This is a genomic window from Pseudomonas sp. LBUM1648 (genome assembly GCF_059716145.1).
The window spans coordinates 1,606,854-1,626,758 of the sequence record NZ_CP166808.1; the positions used below are offsets into that span (position 1 = coordinate 1,606,854).

Consider the following 19,905-nt stretch of genomic DNA (forward strand, 5'->3'; position numbering starts at 1 on the left):
GGCGGCCGTGGACGACCTCAGTTTTTCAGCCAGCCGGCTTCCTTGAACACCGGCGTGACACGGGCGGTGTCTTGCTCGATGTACGCGGTCAGCGGCTCGCCTTCGAGGAAGGTCGGCACCAGCGCGTTCTGTTTCACGTAGGCCTGAAACTCGGGGGTCTGGGTGACTTTGCGCATCAGCTCGACATAGAACGCGCGCTGTTCGGCGGTGACATCGCCCGGCATGAACACGGTGCGCGGAAAGCGATATTGATCGATGCCCAGGCCTTGTTCGTGGCAGGTCGGTACATCCGCCCAGGATTTGTCGCCAGCCACTTTTTCGGTGTAGGCCATGCGCTCTTTACTGAACACGCACAGCGGCTCGATCTGATCGCCACGCCATTGGCTGATGCTTTCGCTGGGATTGTTGAGGTTGGCGGCGATGTGCTTGCCGGCCAGTTGCGTGGCGGCTTCGCTGCCACTCTTGAACGGGATGTACACCAGTTTGCTGTTGTTGGTCTGGTTGAGCAGCAGGGTCAGGGTCTGGTCGACGTCCTTGGACTGGCTGCCGCCCATGCGCAGTTTCGACGGGTCGGTTTTCACCGCCTCATAGAAGCCCTTGGCGTCTTTCCAGGGTGCGTCCTTGTAGCTCCAGAGAATGAAGTCATCCTCGGCAACGGCGGCCACCGGGGTCAGTTCCTGCCATTGGTAACCGAGCTTGGACACCAGCGGCAGCAGGTAGATGTTGTTGGTGCCGATCACCAGTTTTTCCGGATCGCCCTTGTTCATCTTCAGGTCAAGGAACGCTTCGGCGCCGTTGCCGCCGCCCTTGTTGAGGACGATGGTGTTGACCTCAAGGAACTTGTGGGTGGTGATGATCGACTGGATCAGACGACCGAGCTGGTCGGTGCCACCACCGGGGCCGCCGGCGACGACGATCTCGACGTTCTTGTCCGGTTGCCAGGCGTGGGCGAGGGAGGGGAGGACACCGGCCGCGAGCAGGGTACAACCCAGCAGCAGACGGGAGGTGCGACGGACGAATGCAGTACGCATGGGAGGCCTCATTCTTGTAGTTGTTATGAGTGACTTGTCTGCGCTCGAAAGCCGCAAGCCTGGCCTGAGTGTGGGAAGGTATGACGGCGGCGTCTACTCAAAACAAAACATACACCGATAGCCTGGGGTTATCGCTCGGGCGCCAATCAATTACCCAAACGTGGGGCAGACTTTGCCGTAGAGCGTTTTAGGCGCACATTCATCGTCATGGCTGGCGTTGTAAGCGTGATGAAAGATCGGCATGGCATAACCCGAGGCTATCGCCTGATTTCAAGTTTTGATTAGACGGTTATCGCCGGGCCTTCGATAGTGCCCTCCGAATGCCGCGAAACAGCGGCGTGGCGACACCCACAAAAATAATAAAACGAGGTACGCACCATGGCTCGTCCCAGTGCTTCCCTGCACCTGCCTGTCGCAGGCGCCCTCCCGACGGCAGCGGCGGCTGCGCAGACCGCCAGCACCACGGCCAGCAACGTGCGCTGGCGGATCTTTGCGATTGTCTTCGCCCTGACCATGGTCAACCTGATCGACCGCGTGTCGCTGTCGATTGCGATGCCGACCATCGCTACCGAATTTTCCCTGTCACCGAGCCTGCAAGGCTTGATCCTCAGCAGTTTCTTTTGGGCCTATGCGTTGTTGCAGATCCCCGGCGGCTGGCTGATCGACCGTTACGGGCCGCGCCGGGTCATCACTTGGTCGACCGGTTTGTGGGGCACCTTTCAGGTGTTGGCGGCATTCGCCACCGGCGGCCTGTCGCTGCTGTTCGCCCGAGTCGCTTTGGGCGCGGCGGAAGCGCCGCTTTTTCCTTCCGGCGGCAAACTGATTTCCCTGTGGCTCGCCCCCGGCGAGCGCAGTCGCGGCGCGGTGTTGATGGACAGCGGCAGCCCGTTGGGCGTGGCGTTGGGCGGTCTGATCATCGCTTACCTGATTGCCTCGCTGAACTCCTGGCGCCTGGCGTTTGTGATTGCCGGTATCGCCACTTTGGTGTTGGCGTGGCTGGCCTGGCGTTATCTGCGCGACGATCCAGCCTGCCACCCGCAAGTGAATGCGGCGGAGCTGGAAAAGATCAACGCCGGCCGCGCCACGCCTGCTGCCGAAGCGGCGCGGGCACCGGTCAAGGGGCTGGGCATTGCCGCACGTTCACTCAGTGGTTTGCTGATTGGCCGGGCCAGTTGGGCGATGGTTTATTTCGGCCTGCTGACCTGGGGGCCGACCTATCTGTCCCAGGCGCGCGGCTTCGATATCAAGGGCATTGGTTTCGCCACGTTCGTGATCTTTGTCTGCGGCGCGCTCGGCTCGCTCACCGGTGGTTTTCTCTGCGACGGGCTGATTCGCAAAGGCGTCAGCCGTGGTGTGGCGGTCAAGAGTCTGTTGGCTTTTTCCGGGCTGGTGGCGCTGGGCGCGTTCCTGCTGCTGCCGACCTTGAGCAACCCTTTTGCGGCCGTGGCGCTGTTGGCCATGACCGCGTTTTTCCTGATGTGGGGCAGCCTCTACTGGAGCTTCCCGGCGCTGCTCGCGGCACCGGCGCGGGTCGGCCTGATCGGCGGAGTGATGAACATGGCCGGCAGTGTCGGCGGGATTACCGTGCCGATTCTGGTCGGCGTGATCCTGCAGATGGCCGGCGGTTTCGCTCCGGTACTCGGTTTCTTCGCGGCGTGTTCGGCGGTGTTTGTGCTGGCCACGCTGTTCATTGCACTGGACGAGGTGCGCCATGACTGAGCAGAACCGCCCACTGTGGGATGGCCCGATCATCGACGCCCATCATCATTTCTGGGACCCGGCGATCAACGATCACCCGTGGCTCGCGCCCGAGGCCAACATCCCGTTTCGCTATGGTGATTACAGCGCGATCAAGCGCCGCTATTTTCCCGAGGATTACTTCGCCGACGTGGCGCAGCATCAAGTGGTGCAAACCGTCTACATCGAGACCGAATGGAACCCGCAGGACCCGATCGGCGAGACCCGCTTCATCGAACAACTGGCCGCCCGTTATGGCGTGCCGAATGCGGTGGTGGCCCAAGCCTGGCTTGATCATCCGGATGCCATCGGTGTGCTTACCGAACAGGCGCGCTTCAAGCATGTGCGCAGCGTGCGGCACAAACCCGGCGGACCGACATCACCCACGCAAGTCGGGCGTTCGCGCAGCCTGATGAGCGACGAGCATTGGCGCCGCAGTTACGCCGCGCTGCAAGGTTTGGGGCTGCACTTCGATTTGCAGACACCGTGGTGGAACCTGCCGGAAGCCGAGCGACTGGCCCGGGATTTCCCCGAAACCACGCTGATTCTCAACCACGCCGGCCTGCCCAGCGACCGCAGCGCCGAAGGTTTGGCCGGTTGGCGCACAGCCATGGCGCGACTGGCCGAGTACCCGAACGTGCAGGTGAAGATTTCCGGTCTCGGTCAGGCCGGTCGTTCATGGCGGGCCATCGACAACGCGTGGATCGTGCGCGAGATCATCGCCATGTTCGGCAGCGCGCGGGCGATGTTTGCCAGCAACTTCCCGGTCGACAGCCTGTGCGGCTCGTTCGACGCCATTTACAGCGGTTTCAAACACATCGTCGCCGATCTGCCGCGTGCCGATCAGCAATGTCTGTTCTACAGCAACGCGCAGCGGGTTTACCGCTGCGAACCTGGTGTCCTTGAGCGGGCCGGGTCTGAGCCTTTGAGGAGTCAAGCATGAACAAAACCACGATCGCCATGGTACTCGGTGACCCGGCGGGTATTGGCCCGGAACTGATTGCGCGGCTGCTCGGCGAGCCGGCCGTGCGCAGTCAGGCGCAGGTGATTCTGATTGCCGATGAAGCCGAGATGCAGCGCGGCATGCGCATCGCTGGCGTCGAGTTTCCCTATCGCCGGATCGAGTCGCTGGAACAACTGGATTTTGCCGATGACACGCCACTGTTCTACAACGTTCGCGGCGATACCGTGGGCGAGTTTCCCCGCAGTGAAGCCAGTGCAATCGGCGGCCGCTACAGCCTCGATACGCTGGAAATCGCCCTGCGTCTGACCCAGGCTGGCACCACCGATGCGGTGCTGTTCGGGCCGTTGAACAAAACTTCGCTGCACATGGCCGGCATGGCCCACAGCGACGAGCTGCACTGGTTCGCCGAGTTGCTGGATTTCCATGGCCCGTTCTGCGAATTCAACGTGCTCGACAACCTGTGGACGTCACGGGTGACGTCACACGTGGCGCTGGCCGATGTGCCGGGGCTGCTCAGTCAGGAGCGGGTAGGCGAGGCGATCCGCCTGATCGACACCGCGCTCAAACGCAACGGACTGGAGAAACCGCGCATCGGCGTGTGTGGCCTCAACCCGCACAACGGCGACAACGGCTCGTTCGGTCGTGAAGAACTGGACATCATCGGCCCGGCAGTACGTACGGCACAGGCCGAGGGCATTGCGGCGGAAGGGCCTTATCCGGGGGATACGATTTTCCTCAAGGTGCAGGGCGATGCCAGCGCATTTGATGCGGTCGTCACCATGTATCACGACCAGGGCCAGATCGCGATCAAGCTGATGGGCTTCTCCCGTGGGGTGACGGTGCAGGGCGGTCTTCCGATCCCGATCACCACCCCGGCCCATGGCACCGCGTTTGATATTGCGGGGCAGGGCAAGGCCAACGTCGGCGCGATTCGCCAGGCGTTCGAAATTGCCTGCCGGATGGGTGCCAACAGCTACTAGTAACATCAGAAGCAAAAGATCGCAGCCTGCGGCAGCTCCTACAGGGGATCTCATTCACCTGTAGGAGCTGCCGCAGGCTGCGATCTTTTTTGTTTTTTATCCGATAACCCTATCTGCCCATAAATCGCCTGATGCGATCACCCCAGGTTATCGCCGGATACGCATAAGTGATTATCCGGCAGCCCTTTGCGCTGGCTACAGTCGCTCCATCGACTGAACGCATGTTCATGCGACCAACAACTACAAAAAGCCCGCCCTGTCACTTCCGCAGGGCACATACCGGCAGCAAAGGAACCTTCACATGACCCGTCCAGATTCCGCCTTGGTTTTGTCCAGTGCCATCGCCAAAAGCCGGCTGCGCCTGCTGCCGTTTCTGATCCTGATGTACATCCTCGCCTTCATCGATCGCTCCAACGTCGGCTTCGCCAAAGCGGCGCTGCAAGCCGATACCGGGCTCGGGGATGCGGCGTTCGCCTTCGGTGCGAGCATCTTTTTCATCGGTTATGCGTTCTTCGAAGTACCGAGCAACTACATGCTCCATCGCCTCGGCGCCAAGGTCTGGCTGTGCCGGATCATGGTCACCTGGGGTCTGGTGTCGGCGGCGATGATGTTTGCCCACAACGCCGAAACCTTCTACGTCCTGCGCTTCATGCTGGGTGTGGCCGAAGCGGGGTTCTTCCCGGGGATCATCCTTTACCTCACCTACTGGTTCCCGGCGCAGAGCCGTGGTCAGGCCCTCGGTCTGTTCTATTTCGGCCTGCCGCTGGCACTGGTGTTGGGCAGCCCTTTGTCCGGTTGGTTGCTGGAGTTCCACGGCGTGTTTGGCCTGACCAACTGGCAGTGGCTGTTCGTCGTCGAAGGCCTCATGGCTTCGGTGGTGGGCATCGCCGCTTACTTCTATCTGGTCAACCGTCCGGCTGAGGCGACATGGTTGAGTGTCGAAGAAAAGCAGGCACTGCAAACTGCACTCGATGAAGAAGATGCGAAGAAAAAAGACTCCAGCCCCCACGGTTTCCTGAGTGCCTTGCGCAACCCGCGAGTGCTGCAATTCTGCCTGGCGTATTTCACCATTCAGATGAGCGTTTATGGCGTGGTGTTCTACCTGCCAACCCGCATCGCCGGGTTGCTCGACGGTCATGTCGGTTTGAACGTGGGCCTGATCACCGCGATCCCGTGGATCTGCGCGCTGATCGTCACCCGCATCGTCACTCGCTACGCCGACCGCACTGGCCAGCACCGTCGTCTCGCCGTGTGCATGTTGACCATGGCCGCCCTTGGCATCGCGGCGTCGGCATTGGGTACCAGCATGGTGCCGGTGGTGCTCGCTTTCTGTTTCGCTGCCGCCGGATTCGTCTCGGTGCAGCCACTGTTCTGGACCATACCCACCAGTTACCTCAGCGGTGCCGCCGCAGCCGGCGGGATCGCCCTGATCAACTCCATCGGCAACCTCGGCGGCTTTGTCGCACCGAACCTGAAAACCGTGATGGAAACCTCCTTCGCTGACCCCCGGGCCGGCATGTTCGCCCTGGCGCTGGTTGGCCTCGTTGGCGCGGTTCTGTTGTCCCGACTTCGCACCACCCAAACCCCTGTTTCTCCCTCGCAGCTCACACCGGCTCAGGTTGGCTGATCACTACTTAAGCGTTAGCAAGGAACCGTATTCATGAAAATCAAAGCGATCCGTACCCGCGTCTTCGAATGGAAAGGCAAAGTCGTGCCACCGCAGGCGCACTTCTGCACCAACGCCAGCGATATCCTTTTTGAGCGTGGCGACGCCATGGGCTCGTTCCGTTTCCACGGCTGGCTGGTGGTGGAAATCGAAACCGACACCGGTCTGGTCGGCATCGGCAACTGTGCCCTGGCGCCGCGCGTGGCCAAGGAAATCATCGACACCTATCTCGCACCGATTGCCATCGGCGAGGATCCCTTCGACAACGAATACATCTGGCAGAAGATGTACCGCCAGAGCCACGCTTGGGGCCGCAAAGGCATCGGCATGGCGGCGATCTCGGCCATCGATATCGCCATCTGGGACATCATGGGCAAAGCGGTGAACAAGCCGGTGTTCAAACTGCTCGGCGGGCGCACCAAGGAAAAGATCTGGACCTACGCCTCCAAGCTCTATGCCAATGACAACCTCGACCTGTTCCTCGAAGAGGCGCAGGGCTATCTGAATCAGGGTTTCACCGCGCTGAAAATGCGCTTCGGTTATGGCCCGAAAGACGGCCCGGCGGGCATGCGCAAAAACATCGAGCAAGTGCGCGCCCTGCGTGAACTGGCCGGCCCGGACATCGACATCATGCTCGAGTGCTACATGGGCTGGACCCTCGAATACGCCCGCCGGATGCTGCCGAAACTGGCCGAGTTCGAGCCGCGCTGGCTGGAAGAACCGGTGATCGCTGACGACATCGAAGGCTACATCGAGCTGAAAAAAATGGGGATCATGCCGATCTCCGGCGGCGAGCATGAATTCACCTCCTACGGCTTCAAGGATTTGCTGGAACGCCGCGCCGTCGACGTGATCCAGTACGACACCAACCGCGTCGGCGGCATCACCGCTGCGCGCAAGATTAACGCCATGGCCGAAGCCTGGTCGGTGCCGGTGATCCCCCATGCCGGGCAGATGCACAACTACCACCTGACCATGTCCACCACCGCCTCGCCGATGGCCGAGTTCTTCCCGGTGTTCGACGTCGAAGTCGGCAACGAACTCTTCTATTACGTGTTCAAGGGCGAGCCGCAACCAGTCAACGGCTACATCCAGCTCGACGACAACAAGCCGGGCCTGGGCCTGGAAATTTCTGATGAGTACTTGAGCGACTTCAACATCATCGATTGATCTGTCGGGCGTCGCCTGCGGGCGGCGCCCTCCATGCATTTCCGGAGGTCGCATATGCGCCTGATTCAATTTGAAAACACCGCCGGCCAGCGCCACGTCGGGCTCGTTGAGGGCACGCAGGTTCACGTCGTGCGCAACACCGTCAACACCCGCGAACTGGCGCTGGCGGCGATTCGTGCCAGCCATGGTCTGCAAGATCAAGTCGCCCTGCGCGGCACTGAACTCGGCCCCGATTACGCCGAGCTGCTGCAACAGGGCCGCGTCCTGCCGCCGCTGGATCACGAAGACCCGGCGCATTGCCTGATCAGCGGCACCGGCCTGACCCACTTGGGCAGCGCCTCGGCACGGGACAAAATGCACCAGCAGGACGGCGCCGTTGAAGCGGGCATGACCGACACCATGCGCATCTTCAAGTGGGGCATCGAGGGGGGCAAACCGGCGGCCGGTGAAGTCGGTGCGCAGCCGGAATGGTTCTACAAGGGCGACGGCAACATCGTTGTGCGCCCTGGCGCGGATTTTCCGGTGCCGCCATTTGCCGAAGATGCCGGAGAGGAGCCGGAATTGGCCGGCCTCTACGTGATTGGCGACGATGGCCTGCCGTATCGCCTCGGTTATGCGCTGGGCAACGAGTTTTCCGACCACGTCATGGAACGGCGCAACTACCTGTATCTGGCCCATTCCAAGTTGCGCTTTTGCGCCTACGGCCCGGAGCTGCGGGTCGGTGCGTTGCCCACCGATCTGTCAGGCACCAGCCGCATCCTGCGTGACGGCGAAGTGCTGTGGGAGAAGCCGTTCCTCAGTGGCGAAGACAACATGTGCCACAGCCTCGCCAACCTCGAATTTCATCACTTCAAATACGCGCAGTTCCTGCGTCCAGGCGATGTCCACGTGCATTACTTCGGCACCGCCACGCTGTCGTTTGCCGACGCTATCAAGACCCGCCCCGGCGACCGCTTCCAGATCAGTCTCGACGCGTTCGGCGCGCCGCTGGAAAACGGCATCGGCGAAAGTGCCCAGCCGCTGGCCATCGGTCAGGTACGTGCGTTGTAACGCCCAATTGTTTGAGGAATTCCCATGACATCGCTACTGGGTCACAACTACATCGGCGGCCGCCGCAGCGCTCAAGGCAGCGTGCAGCTGCAAAGTCTCGACGCCACAACGGGTGAGGCGCTGCCGGGGCATTTCGTCCAGGCCACCGAAGCCGAGGTGGATGCTGCTGCCAAAGCCGCCGCCGCTGCCTATCCGGTTTATCGCAACCTCAGTGCAGAAAAACGCGCGGTGTTTCTCGATGCCATCGCCGCTGAAATCGACGACCTGGGGGATGACTTCGTCGCCACCGTATGCCGTGAAACCGCGCTGCCCGCCGCCCGTATCCAAGGCGAGCGCGGGCGCACCAGCGGCCAGTTGCGGCTGTTCGCCAAAGTCCTGCGCCGGGGTGATTTTTATGGTGCGAGGATTGATCGGGCGTTACCTGAACGTCAGCCGTTGCCACGTCCGGATCTGCGCCAGTGCCACATCGCCCTCGGTCCGGTGGCGGTGTTCGGCGCGAGCAACTTTCCGCTGGCGTTTTCCACGGCCGGTGGCGACACCGCCTCGGCGCTGGCCGCCGGTTGCCCGGTGGTGTTCAAGGCCCACAGCGGCCACATGGCCACGGCCGAGTGGGTGGCGGACGCGATCATCCGCGCCGCCGAGCGCTGCGAAATGCCCGCCGGCGTATTCAACATGGTCTACGGCGGCGGAGTCGGCGAATGGCTGGTCAAACATCCGGCGATTCAGGCCGTGGGTTTCACCGGTTCGCTCAAGGGCGGCAATGCCCTGAGCCAGATGGCCGCGAGCCGCGCGCAACCGATCCCGGTATTCGCCGAGATGTCGAGCATCAACCCGGTGTTCCTGCTGCCCGAAGCGCTGGACGTGCGCGGCGAGCAGATTGCCGCGCAACTGGCGGGTTCGGTGACGCTCGGCTGCGGGCAATTCTGCACCAATCCCGGTCTGGTGATCGGTTTGCGCTCGCCGCAGTTCAGTACGTTTGTCCGGCGCTTCTGCGCCAACATGAACGGGCAACCGGCACAGACCATGCTCAATGCCGGCGCCTTGGCCAGTTACAGCAAAGGCTTGGGCGAGTTGCACGAACATCCGGGGCTGACGCACCTGGCCGGGCATCCACAGCAAGGCAACCAGGCCCAACCGCAGGTGTTTCAGGCCCACGTCAGCCTGTTGCTCAACGGCGATGCGCTGTTGCAGGAAGAAGTCTTCGGCCCGACCACCATCATCATTGAGGTGGAGGATCAGGCGCAGTTGGCGCAAGCGCTGCAAGGCTTGCGTGGGCAACTGACGGCGACGTTGATCGGTGAGGCGGGGGAGTTGCTGGAGTACCGCTGGCTGGCCGAGCAGCTACAGAAAAAGGTCGGGCGGATTCTGTTCAACGGATATCCGACCGGCGTCGAGGTGTGTGAGGCGATGGTGCATGGCGGGCCGTATCCGGCGACGTCGGATCCGCGCGGAACGTCCGTCGGGACGTTGGCGATTGATCGCTTTTTGCGGCCGGTCTGCTTTCAGAATTACCCGGATGCGTTGTTGCCCGAGGCATTGCAGGACGCTAATCCGCTGGGGATTCGGCGTTTGGTGGATGGTGAGGTGAGTGCGCTGGCGCTTTAAATCCTCAGTGACTGTGCTGGCGTCTTCGCGGGCAAGCCCGCTCCCACAGTTGGAACGCATTTCCCTGTAGGAGTGAGCCTGCTCGCGATGGCAATTTCAGCAGCAACGCTGTTCTAGCGGGCCGTCACCTCAGACGATTTCACCACCGCCGGCTTCAACACCAACCACAACGCCAGTGCGATCAACACCCCGCCATACAGATGCGCCATCGACAACGGCTCATCCAGCAACAACGCGCCCCACAACACACCGAACGCCGGGATCATGAAGGTCACGGTCATCGACTTCACCGGGCCGATGGAGCTGAGCAGACGGAAGTAAATGATGTAGGCAAACGCCGTGCAGCCCAAGCCCAATCCCAGCAGCGACAGCCAGACATTCCAGCCGCCCCAGCTTGCCGGTGGTGCGGTCATCACGCTGTAGCCGAACAGCGGCAAGAGAAACAGCGTTGCCCCGAGCATGCTGCCCACCGCCGAGAGTCGACTATCGAGCCCGCCGCTAAGATCCAGCCAGCGACGGGTGAGGAAACCGGCGAAACCGTAGCAAGTGGTGGCAAGCAGGCAGGCGAGGGCGCCCATCAACAATTCCAGATCGAAAGCCACGGGGCCTGCGCGCGTGAGCACGCCGACACCGAACAAGCCAAGGAACACACCACTGAGTTTGGCGACGGTAAGTCTTTCACTGAAGAACAAGCCGCCAATCAGCACGCCCATCAACGGCGTGGTGGCGTTGAAGATCGCCGAGTAACCCGCCGGCAACACCTGCGCCGCCACCGAATACAGCGTCGCCGGAATCCCCGAATTGATGACACCCAGCAGCATCACGGTTTTCAGCTTGCCTTTGAAATCCCAGCTGATGCGCATCAGCCCAAGGATCACCAGCAGACCGACGGCCGCAATCGACACGCGGAAGAACGCCGTCGGAATTGTGCCGATCACCGGCGCAATAATGCGCATGAACAGGAAGCTCGCGCCCCAGATGGCTGCCAGCGACAGCATGCGGAAAATATCGACGGGGCTCACGGTGGCGCTCCTTGCTTGATCGGGACGAGAGTGTTGCCGAGCGCCCTGACGATGGCAACCGCTAATCAGGCATTTAATTTTGGTCTGACCGGTCCATTGTTTACGCCGGCAACGAATAATCCCTGCCGTGTGCAACCACGACGCGGTTTTGGCAGAAATTGCACTTCTCCTCGGGCCGGTTCCGTGGCTAAGCTCAAGCATTCCGAATGCACGCAGAGGTTTCATCTATGCCGCAGCCATGGCCAGCCACCGACATCGCCCGCATGATCCTCGATGGCTTCGACGATTACCGCGAGCATTTCCGCCGGATCACCGACGGCGCGCGGGAGCGCTTCGAGCAGGCGCGCTGGCAGGAGATCCAGACGGCATCGGCGGCGCGGATCAACCTCTACGAAGAAAAGGTCGGCGAAACCATCGCTCGCCTGCGTGAGTATTTCGACGACGAAACGCTGATGGATGTCAGTTGCTGGCCGCTGGTGAAAAGCGCCTACATCAGCGTCATCGACCTGCGCTTCGACGATGAGCTGTCCGAGACCTGGTACAACTCGATTTTCTGCGGGCTGTTCAGCCATGACCTGATCAGCGACGGCTGCATGTTCATCCACACCACCCGGCCCAGCCTGCGCCGTGCCCGCGCCGCGCAAACCCGCACGTACAAACCGCAGGGCCAATTATCGGGGATGCTGGCGAGCATTTTTGCCGACTACCGCTTCAGTGAGGATTACGCCGATTTGCCGGGCGATTTGCTCAGACTCGAAGCGCAATTGCGCGAGAACCTGCCGGACTGGGTATGCAAGGACCCGGAGCTGAGCGTCGAGCTGTTTTCTTCGGTTTTGTATCGCAACAAGGGCGCGTATCTGGTCGGGCGCATCTACACCCGCGACGAACAGTGGCCGCTGGTGATTCCGCTGCTGCACCGTGAAGGTCGCGGAATTCAGATCGACGCGCTGATTACCGACGAAGCCGATGTGTCGATCATCTTCTCCTTCACCCGCTCGTATTTCATGGTCGACGTGCCGGTGCCGGCGGAGTTCATCGGTTTCCTGCGGCGGATCCTGCCGGGCAAGCACATTGCCGAGCTGTACACCTCGATCGGCTTCTATAAACACGGCAAGTCCGAGTTCTACCGGGCGCTGATCAACCACCTGGCCAACACCGACGACCAGTTCATCATGGCCCCCGGCGTACGCGGCATGGTCATGAGCGTGTTCACCCTGCCGGGCTTCAACACCGTATTCAAAATCATCAAGGACCGCTTCTCACCGTCGAAAAACGTCGACCGCGCCACGGTCATCGAGAAGTACCGTTTGGTGAAAAGTGTCGACCGGGTCGGGCGCATGGCCGATACCCAGGAATTCGCCGATTTCCGCTTTCCGCTGAGCAAGTTCGATCCGGCGTGCCTTGAAGAATTGCTTGAAGTCGCGCCGTCCACGGTGTCGGTGGAAGGCGACACCGTGCTGATCCGCCACTGCTGGACCGAACGACGGATGACCCCGCTCAACCTGTACCTGGAAAACGCCAACGATGCGCAGGTACGCGAGGCGTTGGAGGATTACGGCTTGGCGATCAAGCAACTGGCGGCAGCGAACATCTTTCCCGGCGACATGCTGCTGAAGAACTTCGGCGTCACCCGTCACGGACGGGTGGTGTTTTATGACTACGACGAGATCTGCTTCCTGACCGAAGCCAACTTCCGCCACATCCCGCAACCTCGTACGCCGGAGGACGAAATGGCGTCGGAGCCGTGGTATTCGATCGGGCCGCTGGATGTGTTCCCCGAGGAGTTTCCGCCGTTTTTGTTTGCCGATTCCGGTCAGCGCAAGTTGTTCGATCAGTTGCATGGCGAGTTGTATAACGCCGATTACTGGAAGAGCTTGCAGGAGGCGATTCGGGCCGGGAAGGTGATTGATGTGTTTCCGTATCGGCGCAAGGGCCTGGATAACGAATAATTTTCAAGTGAACACTGTGTGGCGAGGGGATTTATCCCCGATGGGGTGCGAAGCACCCCTAAAACCATTCAGCGCAGATGTGACAGATCGGCTTTGATATCCAGTTGGCGACTGCTGCGCAGCCGATCGGGGATAAATCCCCTCGCCACAAAAGCACCTCACAGTCGTGTTCAGTGCCGCAAATCTGCGACAATCCGCAACCTGCGCCACTAGACGACCGAATTGCGTACCCGATGACCGACGAATCGCCCTCCATCGACAAATTGTTGAAAAACCTCGATCACGCCATGCTCGCCGACCGTCACCGGTTGCGGCGGCAGTTGCTTGAGCTGCGCAAGAAACCCGACGAGGCCAAGCTGGCTCAGTGGGTGGCGCGCATGCAGGCGTCCTGCGATCAGGTGTTGGCGCGCAAGGCCAGCCTGCCAGTGATCCGTTACGACGACAGCCTGCCGATCGCGGCCAAGCGTGACGAAATCAAAAAGGCGCTGGAGCAGCATCAGGTGCTGATCATCGCCGGCGAAACCGGCTCGGGTAAAACCACGCAGTTGCCGAAAATCTGTCTGGAAATCGGCCGCGGCCAGCACGGCTTGATCGGCCACACCCAGCCACGCCGGATCGCGGCGCGCAGCGTTGCCAGCCGGGTTGCCGAAGAGCTCGGCACGCCGCTGGGGTCCTTGGTCGGCTATCAGGTGCGTTTCGAAGATCAGAGCGATTCCAACACCCTGATCAAACTGATGACTGACGGCATTCTGCTGGCGGAAACCCAGAACGACCGGTATCTGGAACGCTACGACACGATCATCGTCGACGAAGCCCACGAGCGCAGCCTCAACATCGATTTCCTGCTCGGTTACCTGAAAACCCTGCTGCCGCGCCGCCCGGATCTGAAAGTCATCATCACTTCGGCGACCATCGATCTGGAGCGCTTCTCCAAGCACTTCGACGATGCGCCAATTGTCGAAGTCTCCGGCCGCACCTTCCCGGTGGACACTTGGTATCGCCCGCTGACCCTGGAGCAGGACGAAGAGGGCAACCGCGTCGAAGACGACCTGACCGTGGATCAGGCGATTCTCGCCACCCTCGACGAAATCGCCGCTTACGAGCGCAGCGAACGCCGCAGTCCGGGTGACGTGCTGGTGTTCCTGCCCGGCGAGCGCGAGATTCGCGACGCCGCCGACATGCTGCGCAAGGCCCAGCTCAAACACACCGAGATTCTGCCGCTGTACGCGCGCCTGTCGCCGGCCGAGCAGCAGCGGATTTTCCAGTCGCACCCGGGTCGACGTGTGGTGCTGGCGACCAACGTTGCCGAAACCTCGCTGACCGTGCCGGGCATCCGTTATGTGATCGACAGCGGCACCGCGCGCATCAGCCGTTACAGCTACCGCGCGAAGGTACAGCGCCTGCCGATCGAAGCGATTTCCCAGGCCAGCGCCAATCAGCGTAAAGGTCGTTGCGGTCGCGTCGAGCCGGGTATCTGCATACGTTTGTACAGCGAAGAAGATTTCCTCGGTCGCCCGGAATTCACCGATCCGGAGATTCTGCGCACCAACCTTGCTGCGGTTATCTTGCAGATGCTGCACCTGCGCCTCGGCGAAATCACCGCGTTCCCGTTTATCGAGCCGCCGGACGGCAAGGCGATCAGCGACGGCTTCAACCTGCTGCAAGAACTCTCGGCGGTGGATCGCAACAGCCAGTTGACCCCGTTGGGTCGGCAGTTGGCGCGCCTGCCGGTCGACCCGCGCATGGGCCGCATGCTGCTTGAAGCGGCGAAACTCGGCAGCTTGCAGGAAGTGCTGATCGTCGCCAGTGCCATGTCGATTCAGGACCCGCGCGAGCGTCCGCCGGAGCGCCAGCAAGCGGCGGATCAGGCCCACGCGCAATGGAAGGATGTTGATTCCGACTTCGCCGGGCTGGTCAATCTATGGCGCGGTTTTGAAGAGCAGCGTCAGGCGCTGACTGCCAGCCCGCTGCGCAACTGGTGCCGCAAGAATTTCCTCAACTACCTGCGTCTGCGCGAGTGGCGTGACTCGCATCGGCAGTTGAGCCTGATCTGCCGCGACATGCAGTTGAGCCTCAATAAAGAGCCGGCGGATTATCCGAAACTGCACAAGGCCGTGCTGGTGGGGCTGCTCAGCCAGATCGGCCAGAAAACCGAAGACGGCGATTACCTCGGCGCCCGTCAGCGGCGCTTCTGGATTCATCCGTCATCGGGCATCGGCAAGAAGCGCCCGCAATGGCTGATGACCGCCGAGCTGGTGGAAACCACCAAGCTGTACGCGCGCATGGTGGCGAAGATCGACGCAGACTGGATCGAGCCGCTGGCCGGGCATCTGATCAAGAAAAACCACTTTGAACCTCACTGGGAGAAGAAGCGCGGGCAGGTCGTGGCGTTTGAGCAGATCACTCTGTTCGGCCTGATCGTGGTCGGTCGCCGGCCGGTGCATTACGGCCCGGTTGATCCGGTGGTCTCGCGTGAGTTGTTTATCCGCGAAGGTCTGGTGCGTGGCGAGATTCAGTCGCGGGCCAAATGCCTGACCGCCAATAAACAACTGCTGGAACAGCTCGACGAACTGGAAGCCAAGGCCCGACGTCGCGACATCCTCGCCGACGAAGAAACCCTGTACGCCTTCTACGATGCGCGGCTGCCGGCGGAGATTCATCAGACCGCGACCTTCGACAGTTGGTATCGCATCAACAGCCAAAAAGATCCGCAGCTGTTGATCATGCGCGAAGAAGACGTGCTGGCCCGTGAGGCCAGTGAAGTCACCGCGCGGGACTACCCGGACACGCTGCACATCGGCGATCTGGAACTGGCCCTGACTTACCACTTCGAACCCAATCACCCGCGCGACGGCGTGACCCTGCGCGTGCCGGCGCCGCTGCTGCCGATGCTGCCACCGGAGCGTCTGGAATGGCTGGTGCCGGGGCTGATAGAGGCCAAGTGCATCGCCCTCGTGCGTAACCTGCCGAAAGCCCTGCGCAAAAACTTCGTGCCGGTGCCGGACTTCATCAAGGCTGCGTTGCAACGCATGACCTTCGCCGAGGGTTCGCTGCCCCAGGTGCTCGGGCGTGAGCTGTTGCGCATGACCGGCGCGCGGGTCAGCGACGAGGCGTGGGCGGAAGCCGCGCAGCAAGTCGAAGGGCATCTACGGATGAACCTGGAAATCGTCGACGGCCAGGGCAAGTTCCTCGGCGAAGGGCGGGATCTGGCCGAGCTGACTGCACGCTTCGCTGAGGCGAGTCAGGCCGCGTTGGCGGTGCCGCAGAGCGCGAAAAGTCAGCAACCGGTGGAAGCCAAGGTTTTCGCTCCCGTAGCGGAAAAGACTCAGCAGAAAATCGCCGGGCTGTCGATGACGGTCTATCCGGCGCTGGTCGAAGAGGGCGGCACGGTCAAGGAAGGGCGGTTCTCGACCCCGGCCGAAGCCGAGTTCCAGCACCGTCGCGCCTTGCAGCGTCTGTTGATGCAGCAATTGGCCGAGCCGGCCAAATTCCTGCGTGGCAAGTTGCCGGGGCAGACCGAACTTGGCTTGCTCTATCGTGAATTGGGCCGTGTCGATGCGCTGGTCGAAGACATTCTGTTGGCCAGTCTCGACAGCTGCATTCTCGATGGCGAAGACCCGCTGCCGCGTGACGGCGCAGGACTGGCAGCCCTGGCCGAACGCAAACGCGGCAGTTGGACGGAACATGCCGAGCGCGTGGCGCGGCTGACGCTGGAGATCCTCAAGCTCTGGCACGGTCTGCAAAAACGCTTCAAGGGCAAGATCGACTTGGCGCAAGCCGTGGCGCTGAACGACATCAAGCAGCAGATCAATCATCTGGTCTATCCGGGGTTTGTCCGGGAAACGCCGATGCAGTGGCTTAAGGAGCTGCCGCGTTATCTGAAAGCGGTCGAGCAGCGTTTCGAGAAACTCGGCGCGCAGGTGCAGAAGGATCGCGTCTGGAGCGGCGAACTCGCCGGCCTGTGGGCGCAATACCAGACCCGTGCGGCCAAACACGCGCAGGAAGGCAAACGCGATCCGCAGCTTGAGCTGTATCGCTGGTGGCTGGAGGAATACCGGGTGTCGCTGTTCGCCCAGCAGTTGGGGACAAAAGTGCCGATTTCCGACAAACGCCTGAACAAGCAGTGGACCCAGGTCGAACCCTGACACAGAAGCTCAAACAACCTCTGTGGCGAGGGGATTCATCCCCGATGGGTGGCGAAGCCGCCCCAAAAACCATGACCTAAGCGTGCCATTTGTACCGAGTGGGATGGTTTGACGACTGCTTCGCAGCCGATCGGGGATAAATCCCCTCGCCACACAAGCCAGCACAGGGGATAGGCGTTGTGCCTGAGAAAGGCGCCAAAACCCCACGTTTATGGCAAACTTCGCGACCATAAACGCCGCTTTCGCGACCCAGAGCCTTCGGCGCGGTCACGGATCGGAATAAAGCGATGCCAGGTTTGCGTCCCCCGGATGGGAATAGACCCTTTGTGTGTTGGTACGACGGTTCCAGCACTTTCTGCCTGAACAGATTAGAGAAACGACCATGCATAACGTCGTCATCAGCGGCACCGGCCTGTACACCCCGGCCAACAGCATCTCCAACGAAGAGCTGGTGCAGTCTTTCAATACCTACGTCGCCCAGTTCAATGCCGACAACGCCGATGCCATCGCCAGCGGCGAAGTCCAGGCCCTGACCGAATCCAGCGCTGCGTTCATCGAAAAAGCTTCGGGCATCAAAAGCCGCTTTGTCATGGACAAGGACGGCATCCTTGATCCGCAACGCATGGCCCCGCGCCTGCCGGAGCGCTCCAACGACGAGTGGTCGGTACTTTGCCAAATGGCCATTGGCGCTGCCGAGCAAGCCTTGCAACGCGCCGGCAAGACGGCTGCCGACATCGACGGCGTCATCGTCGCCTGCTCTAACCTGCAACGCGCTTACCCGGCCATCGCCATTGAAGTCCAGGAAGCGCTGGGCATTCAGGGTTTCGGTTTCGACATGAACGTCGCGTGCTCCTCGGCGACCTTCGGCATCCAGGCCGCGGCCAACAGCGTGCAACTGGGCCAGGCCCGGGCGATCCTGATGGTCAACCCGGAAGTCTGCACCGGTCACCTGAATTTCCGTGACCGCGACAGCCACTTCATCTTCGGCGACGCCGCGACTGCGGTGATCATCGAGCGCGCTGACCTTGCAACGTCCAAGCATCAGTTCGACGTGGTCAGTACCAAACTGCTGACCAAGTTTTCCAACAACATCCGCAACAACTTCGGCTTCCTCAACCGCGCGGCGGAAGAGGGCATCGGCACCCGCGACAAGCTGTTCGTGCAGGAAGGCCGCAAGGTGTTTAAAGATGTTTGCCCGATGGTCGCTGAACTGATCGGCGAGCATCTTCAGGAAAACCAGCTCAACGTCGGCGATGTGAAGCGTTTCTGGCTGCACCAGGCCAACCTCAGCATGAACCACCTGATCGTGCGCAAACTGCTGGGCCGCGAGGCTACCGAAGAAGAAGCGCCGGTGATCCTCGACACCTACGCCAACACCAGCTCTGCCGGGTCCGTGATTGCTTTCCACAAATATCAGGATGATCTGGCCAGCGGTTCGCTGGCGGTACTGAGTTCGTTCGGTGCGGGTTACTCGATCGGGAGCGTGATTCTGCGCAAGCGTTGAAAAACGGTTTAATTTCCGCTTAATCGCGCTGACCTTTCCTACATCCGAATCGGCTGGAACGCTGTAGTTTTCGGAAATCGCGGCAGGAGACGCTTTAGGCGAATCCTGCCGCTATCTTTTTCGGAGTCGGAACAAGGAGATTGATGGATGGCGGCTGACGACACCCAACTGCTCGCGCGTTTGCTGGCAGGCGAGCAACGGGCTTTCAAGGAACTGGTCACGACTTATCAGAGTGCGATGCGCGCCGTCGCGTATGCGATTGTCGGCCAGCGTCATGTCGAGGAAGTGGTGCAGGATGCCTGGCTCTCGGTGGTGCGTCATATTGGCAGCTTCGAAGGCCGCTCCAGTCTCAAAACCTGGTTGCTGACCATCACCGCCAACTCAGCCAAAAGTCGTTACAAACTCAATCGCCGCGAAGTGCTGATGGATGACCTGCCATCGCCCCACGGCACCATCGACGACGGCCGTTTTTCTCCCGGGGACGGCCATTGGCTGGTCGCACCGTTTGCCTGGCACCAGGACACTCCCGAAGCGTTGTTGACCGAAAGCGAACTGCGCGAATGCCTGGAACACACGCTGTTGAGCCTGTCGGAACTGCAAAGCAGTGTGCTGTTGTTGCGCGAACGTCAGGGGCTGGAGCTGGAAGAGATCTGTAATCTTCTGGAGATATCGCTCTCCAATGTCCGCGTGCTGCTGCATCGGGCACGTTTAAAGGTCTTCGCGACCGTGGAACATTTTGAGGAGACAGGGGAATGTTGACCTGCAAGGAGCAAGTGGCACGATCCAGCGATTATCTCGATGGCCAGTTGAGTTTTCGGGAAAAACTGATGGTGCGTCATCACCTGATGTTCTGCGCCAATTGCCGGCGTTTCATTCGTCAGATGCGTCTGATGCAATTGACGCTGAAGGCGCTGCCGGAGCACCCGGTGGAGGATGTCGATGCGCTGGCCGAGCGTCTGGCCAAGCAGCGGCGGGACGACAGTCCCTGAGGGAAATGCAGGCTGGCACGGTTAAGGCTCACGGATGATGGGGATCGCCATAATCGCACCAGACTGTTGAAACACCTCAAACATTGCGCCCGG

At 61.1% G+C, this 19,905-nt stretch carries 14 protein-coding genes; 12 read left to right on the forward strand and 2 right to left on the reverse strand.

From position 1 onward, the window contains the following. Positions 1-17: 17 nt before the first annotated feature. Positions 18-1,031, reverse strand: coding sequence for a Bug family tripartite tricarboxylate transporter substrate binding protein (locus tag ACA043_RS07415; protein ID WP_489878447.1), 1,014 nt, complete (start codon positions 1,029-1,031; stop codon positions 18-20). 378 nt (positions 1,032-1,409) lie between these two features. Between ACA043_RS07415 and ACA043_RS07420 the strand changes: the two genes are divergently transcribed. From ACA043_RS07420 to ACA043_RS07450, 7 genes are all read left to right on the forward strand, one after another. Next, the gene (locus ACA043_RS07420) at positions 1,410-2,750 is read left to right on the forward strand and encodes an MFS transporter (protein WP_497658904.1); all 1,341 of its coding nucleotides are present in this window, start codon (positions 1,410-1,412) and stop codon (positions 2,748-2,750) included. Then, on the forward strand, positions 2,743-3,711 hold the full coding sequence (locus ACA043_RS07425) for an amidohydrolase family protein (protein WP_497658905.1): 969 nt from the start codon (positions 2,743-2,745) through the stop codon (positions 3,709-3,711). The genes ACA043_RS07420 and ACA043_RS07425 overlap by 8 nt, the downstream gene beginning before the upstream one ends. Further along, positions 3,708-4,712: a 4-hydroxythreonine-4-phosphate dehydrogenase PdxA gene (locus ACA043_RS07430; protein ID WP_401266558.1), complete on the forward strand. Its 1,005-nt coding sequence runs from the start codon at positions 3,708-3,710 to the stop codon at positions 4,710-4,712. Before ACA043_RS07425 ends, ACA043_RS07430 begins: the two co-directional genes overlap by 4 nt. Positions 4,713-5,013: 301 nt before the next feature. Further along, entirely contained in the window at positions 5,014-6,339 is a 1,326-nt protein-coding gene (locus ACA043_RS07435) for an MFS transporter (protein ID WP_489878449.1), read from the forward strand. 33 nt (positions 6,340-6,372) lie between these two features. Further along, on the forward strand, positions 6,373-7,548 hold the full coding sequence (locus ACA043_RS07440; protein WP_497658906.1) for an L-rhamnonate dehydratase: 1,176 nt from the start codon (positions 6,373-6,375) through the stop codon (positions 7,546-7,548). Between the two features lie 54 nt (positions 7,549-7,602). Continuing rightward, the gene (gene araD1 / locus ACA043_RS07445; protein WP_489878450.1) at positions 7,603-8,598 is read left to right on the forward strand and encodes an AraD1 family protein; all 996 of its coding nucleotides are present in this window, start codon (positions 7,603-7,605) and stop codon (positions 8,596-8,598) included. Positions 8,599-8,622: 24 nt separating this feature from the next. After that, positions 8,623-10,203: an aldehyde dehydrogenase (NADP(+)) gene (locus tag ACA043_RS07450; protein ID WP_497658907.1), complete on the forward strand. Its 1,581-nt coding sequence runs from the start codon at positions 8,623-8,625 to the stop codon at positions 10,201-10,203. A gap of 113 nt (positions 10,204-10,316) precedes the next feature. On the opposite strand, the gene ACA043_RS07455 is transcribed toward ACA043_RS07450, so the two are convergent. Further along, positions 10,317-11,225 carry a DMT family transporter gene (locus ACA043_RS07455; protein WP_497658908.1) on the reverse strand — a complete coding sequence of 303 codons (909 nt, stop codon included), beginning with the start codon at positions 11,223-11,225 and terminating at the stop codon, positions 10,317-10,319. Positions 11,226-11,452: 227 nt separating this feature from the next. Between ACA043_RS07455 and aceK the strand changes: the two genes are divergently transcribed. The 5 genes from aceK to ACA043_RS07480 all read left to right on the forward strand — a co-directional run bounded on the left by aceK (position 11,453) and on the right by ACA043_RS07480 (position 19,812). Then, on the forward strand, positions 11,453-13,174 hold the full coding sequence (aceK, locus tag ACA043_RS07460; RefSeq protein ID WP_401266570.1) for a bifunctional isocitrate dehydrogenase kinase/phosphatase: 1,722 nt from the start codon (positions 11,453-11,455) through the stop codon (positions 13,172-13,174). A 233-nt stretch (positions 13,175-13,407) separates the two neighbouring features. Then, positions 13,408-17,319: an ATP-dependent RNA helicase HrpA gene (hrpA, locus tag ACA043_RS07465; protein ID WP_497658909.1), complete on the forward strand. Its 3,912-nt coding sequence runs from the start codon at positions 13,408-13,410 to the stop codon at positions 17,317-17,319. 382 nt (positions 17,320-17,701) lie between these two features. After that, positions 17,702-18,823, forward strand: coding sequence for a beta-ketoacyl-ACP synthase III (locus tag ACA043_RS07470; protein ID WP_497658910.1), 1,122 nt, complete (start codon positions 17,702-17,704; stop codon positions 18,821-18,823). A 147-nt stretch (positions 18,824-18,970) separates the two neighbouring features. Beyond that, the gene (locus ACA043_RS07475) at positions 18,971-19,582 is read left to right on the forward strand and encodes an RNA polymerase sigma factor (RefSeq protein WP_489878454.1); all 612 of its coding nucleotides are present in this window, start codon (positions 18,971-18,973) and stop codon (positions 19,580-19,582) included. Beyond that, the gene (locus ACA043_RS07480) at positions 19,576-19,812 is read left to right on the forward strand and encodes an anti-sigma factor family protein (RefSeq protein WP_497658911.1); all 237 of its coding nucleotides are present in this window, start codon (positions 19,576-19,578) and stop codon (positions 19,810-19,812) included. The genes ACA043_RS07475 and ACA043_RS07480 overlap by 7 nt, the downstream gene beginning before the upstream one ends. The last annotated feature ends 93 nt before the right edge of the window (positions 19,813-19,905 follow it).

Excerpts from the sequence above, each read along its gene's own strand:
- ACA043_RS07425 (WP_497658905.1), top strand. The coding sequence starts at position 2,743 with ATGACTGAGCAGAACCGCCCACTGTGGGATGGCCCGATCATCGACGCC.
- ACA043_RS07470 (WP_497658910.1), top strand. The coding sequence starts at position 17,702 with ATGCATAACGTCGTCATCAGCGGCACCGGCCTGTACACCCCGGCCAAC.
- aceK (WP_401266570.1), top strand. The coding sequence starts at position 11,453 with ATGCCGCAGCCATGGCCAGCCACCGACATCGCCCGCATGATCCTCGAT.
- ACA043_RS07420 (WP_497658904.1), top strand. The coding sequence starts at position 1,410 with ATGGCTCGTCCCAGTGCTTCCCTGCACCTGCCTGTCGCAGGCGCCCTC.
- araD1 (WP_489878450.1), top strand. The coding sequence starts at position 7,603 with ATGCGCCTGATTCAATTTGAAAACACCGCCGGCCAGCGCCACGTCGGG.
- hrpA (WP_497658909.1), top strand. The coding sequence starts at position 13,408 with ATGACCGACGAATCGCCCTCCATCGACAAATTGTTGAAAAACCTCGAT.
- ACA043_RS07430 (WP_401266558.1), top strand. The coding sequence starts at position 3,708 with ATGAACAAAACCACGATCGCCATGGTACTCGGTGACCCGGCGGGTATT.
- ACA043_RS07440 (WP_497658906.1), top strand. The coding sequence starts at position 6,373 with ATGAAAATCAAAGCGATCCGTACCCGCGTCTTCGAATGGAAAGGCAAA.
- ACA043_RS07435 (WP_489878449.1), top strand. The coding sequence starts at position 5,014 with ATGACCCGTCCAGATTCCGCCTTGGTTTTGTCCAGTGCCATCGCCAAA.
- ACA043_RS07475 (WP_489878454.1), top strand. The coding sequence starts at position 18,971 with ATGGCGGCTGACGACACCCAACTGCTCGCGCGTTTGCTGGCAGGCGAG.
- ACA043_RS07480 (WP_497658911.1), top strand. The coding sequence starts at position 19,576 with ATGTTGACCTGCAAGGAGCAAGTGGCACGATCCAGCGATTATCTCGAT.
- ACA043_RS07415 (WP_489878447.1), bottom strand. The coding sequence starts at position 1,031 with ATGCGTACTGCATTCGTCCGTCGCACCTCCCGTCTGCTGCTGGGTTGT.
- ACA043_RS07450 (WP_497658907.1), top strand. The coding sequence starts at position 8,623 with ATGACATCGCTACTGGGTCACAACTACATCGGCGGCCGCCGCAGCGCT.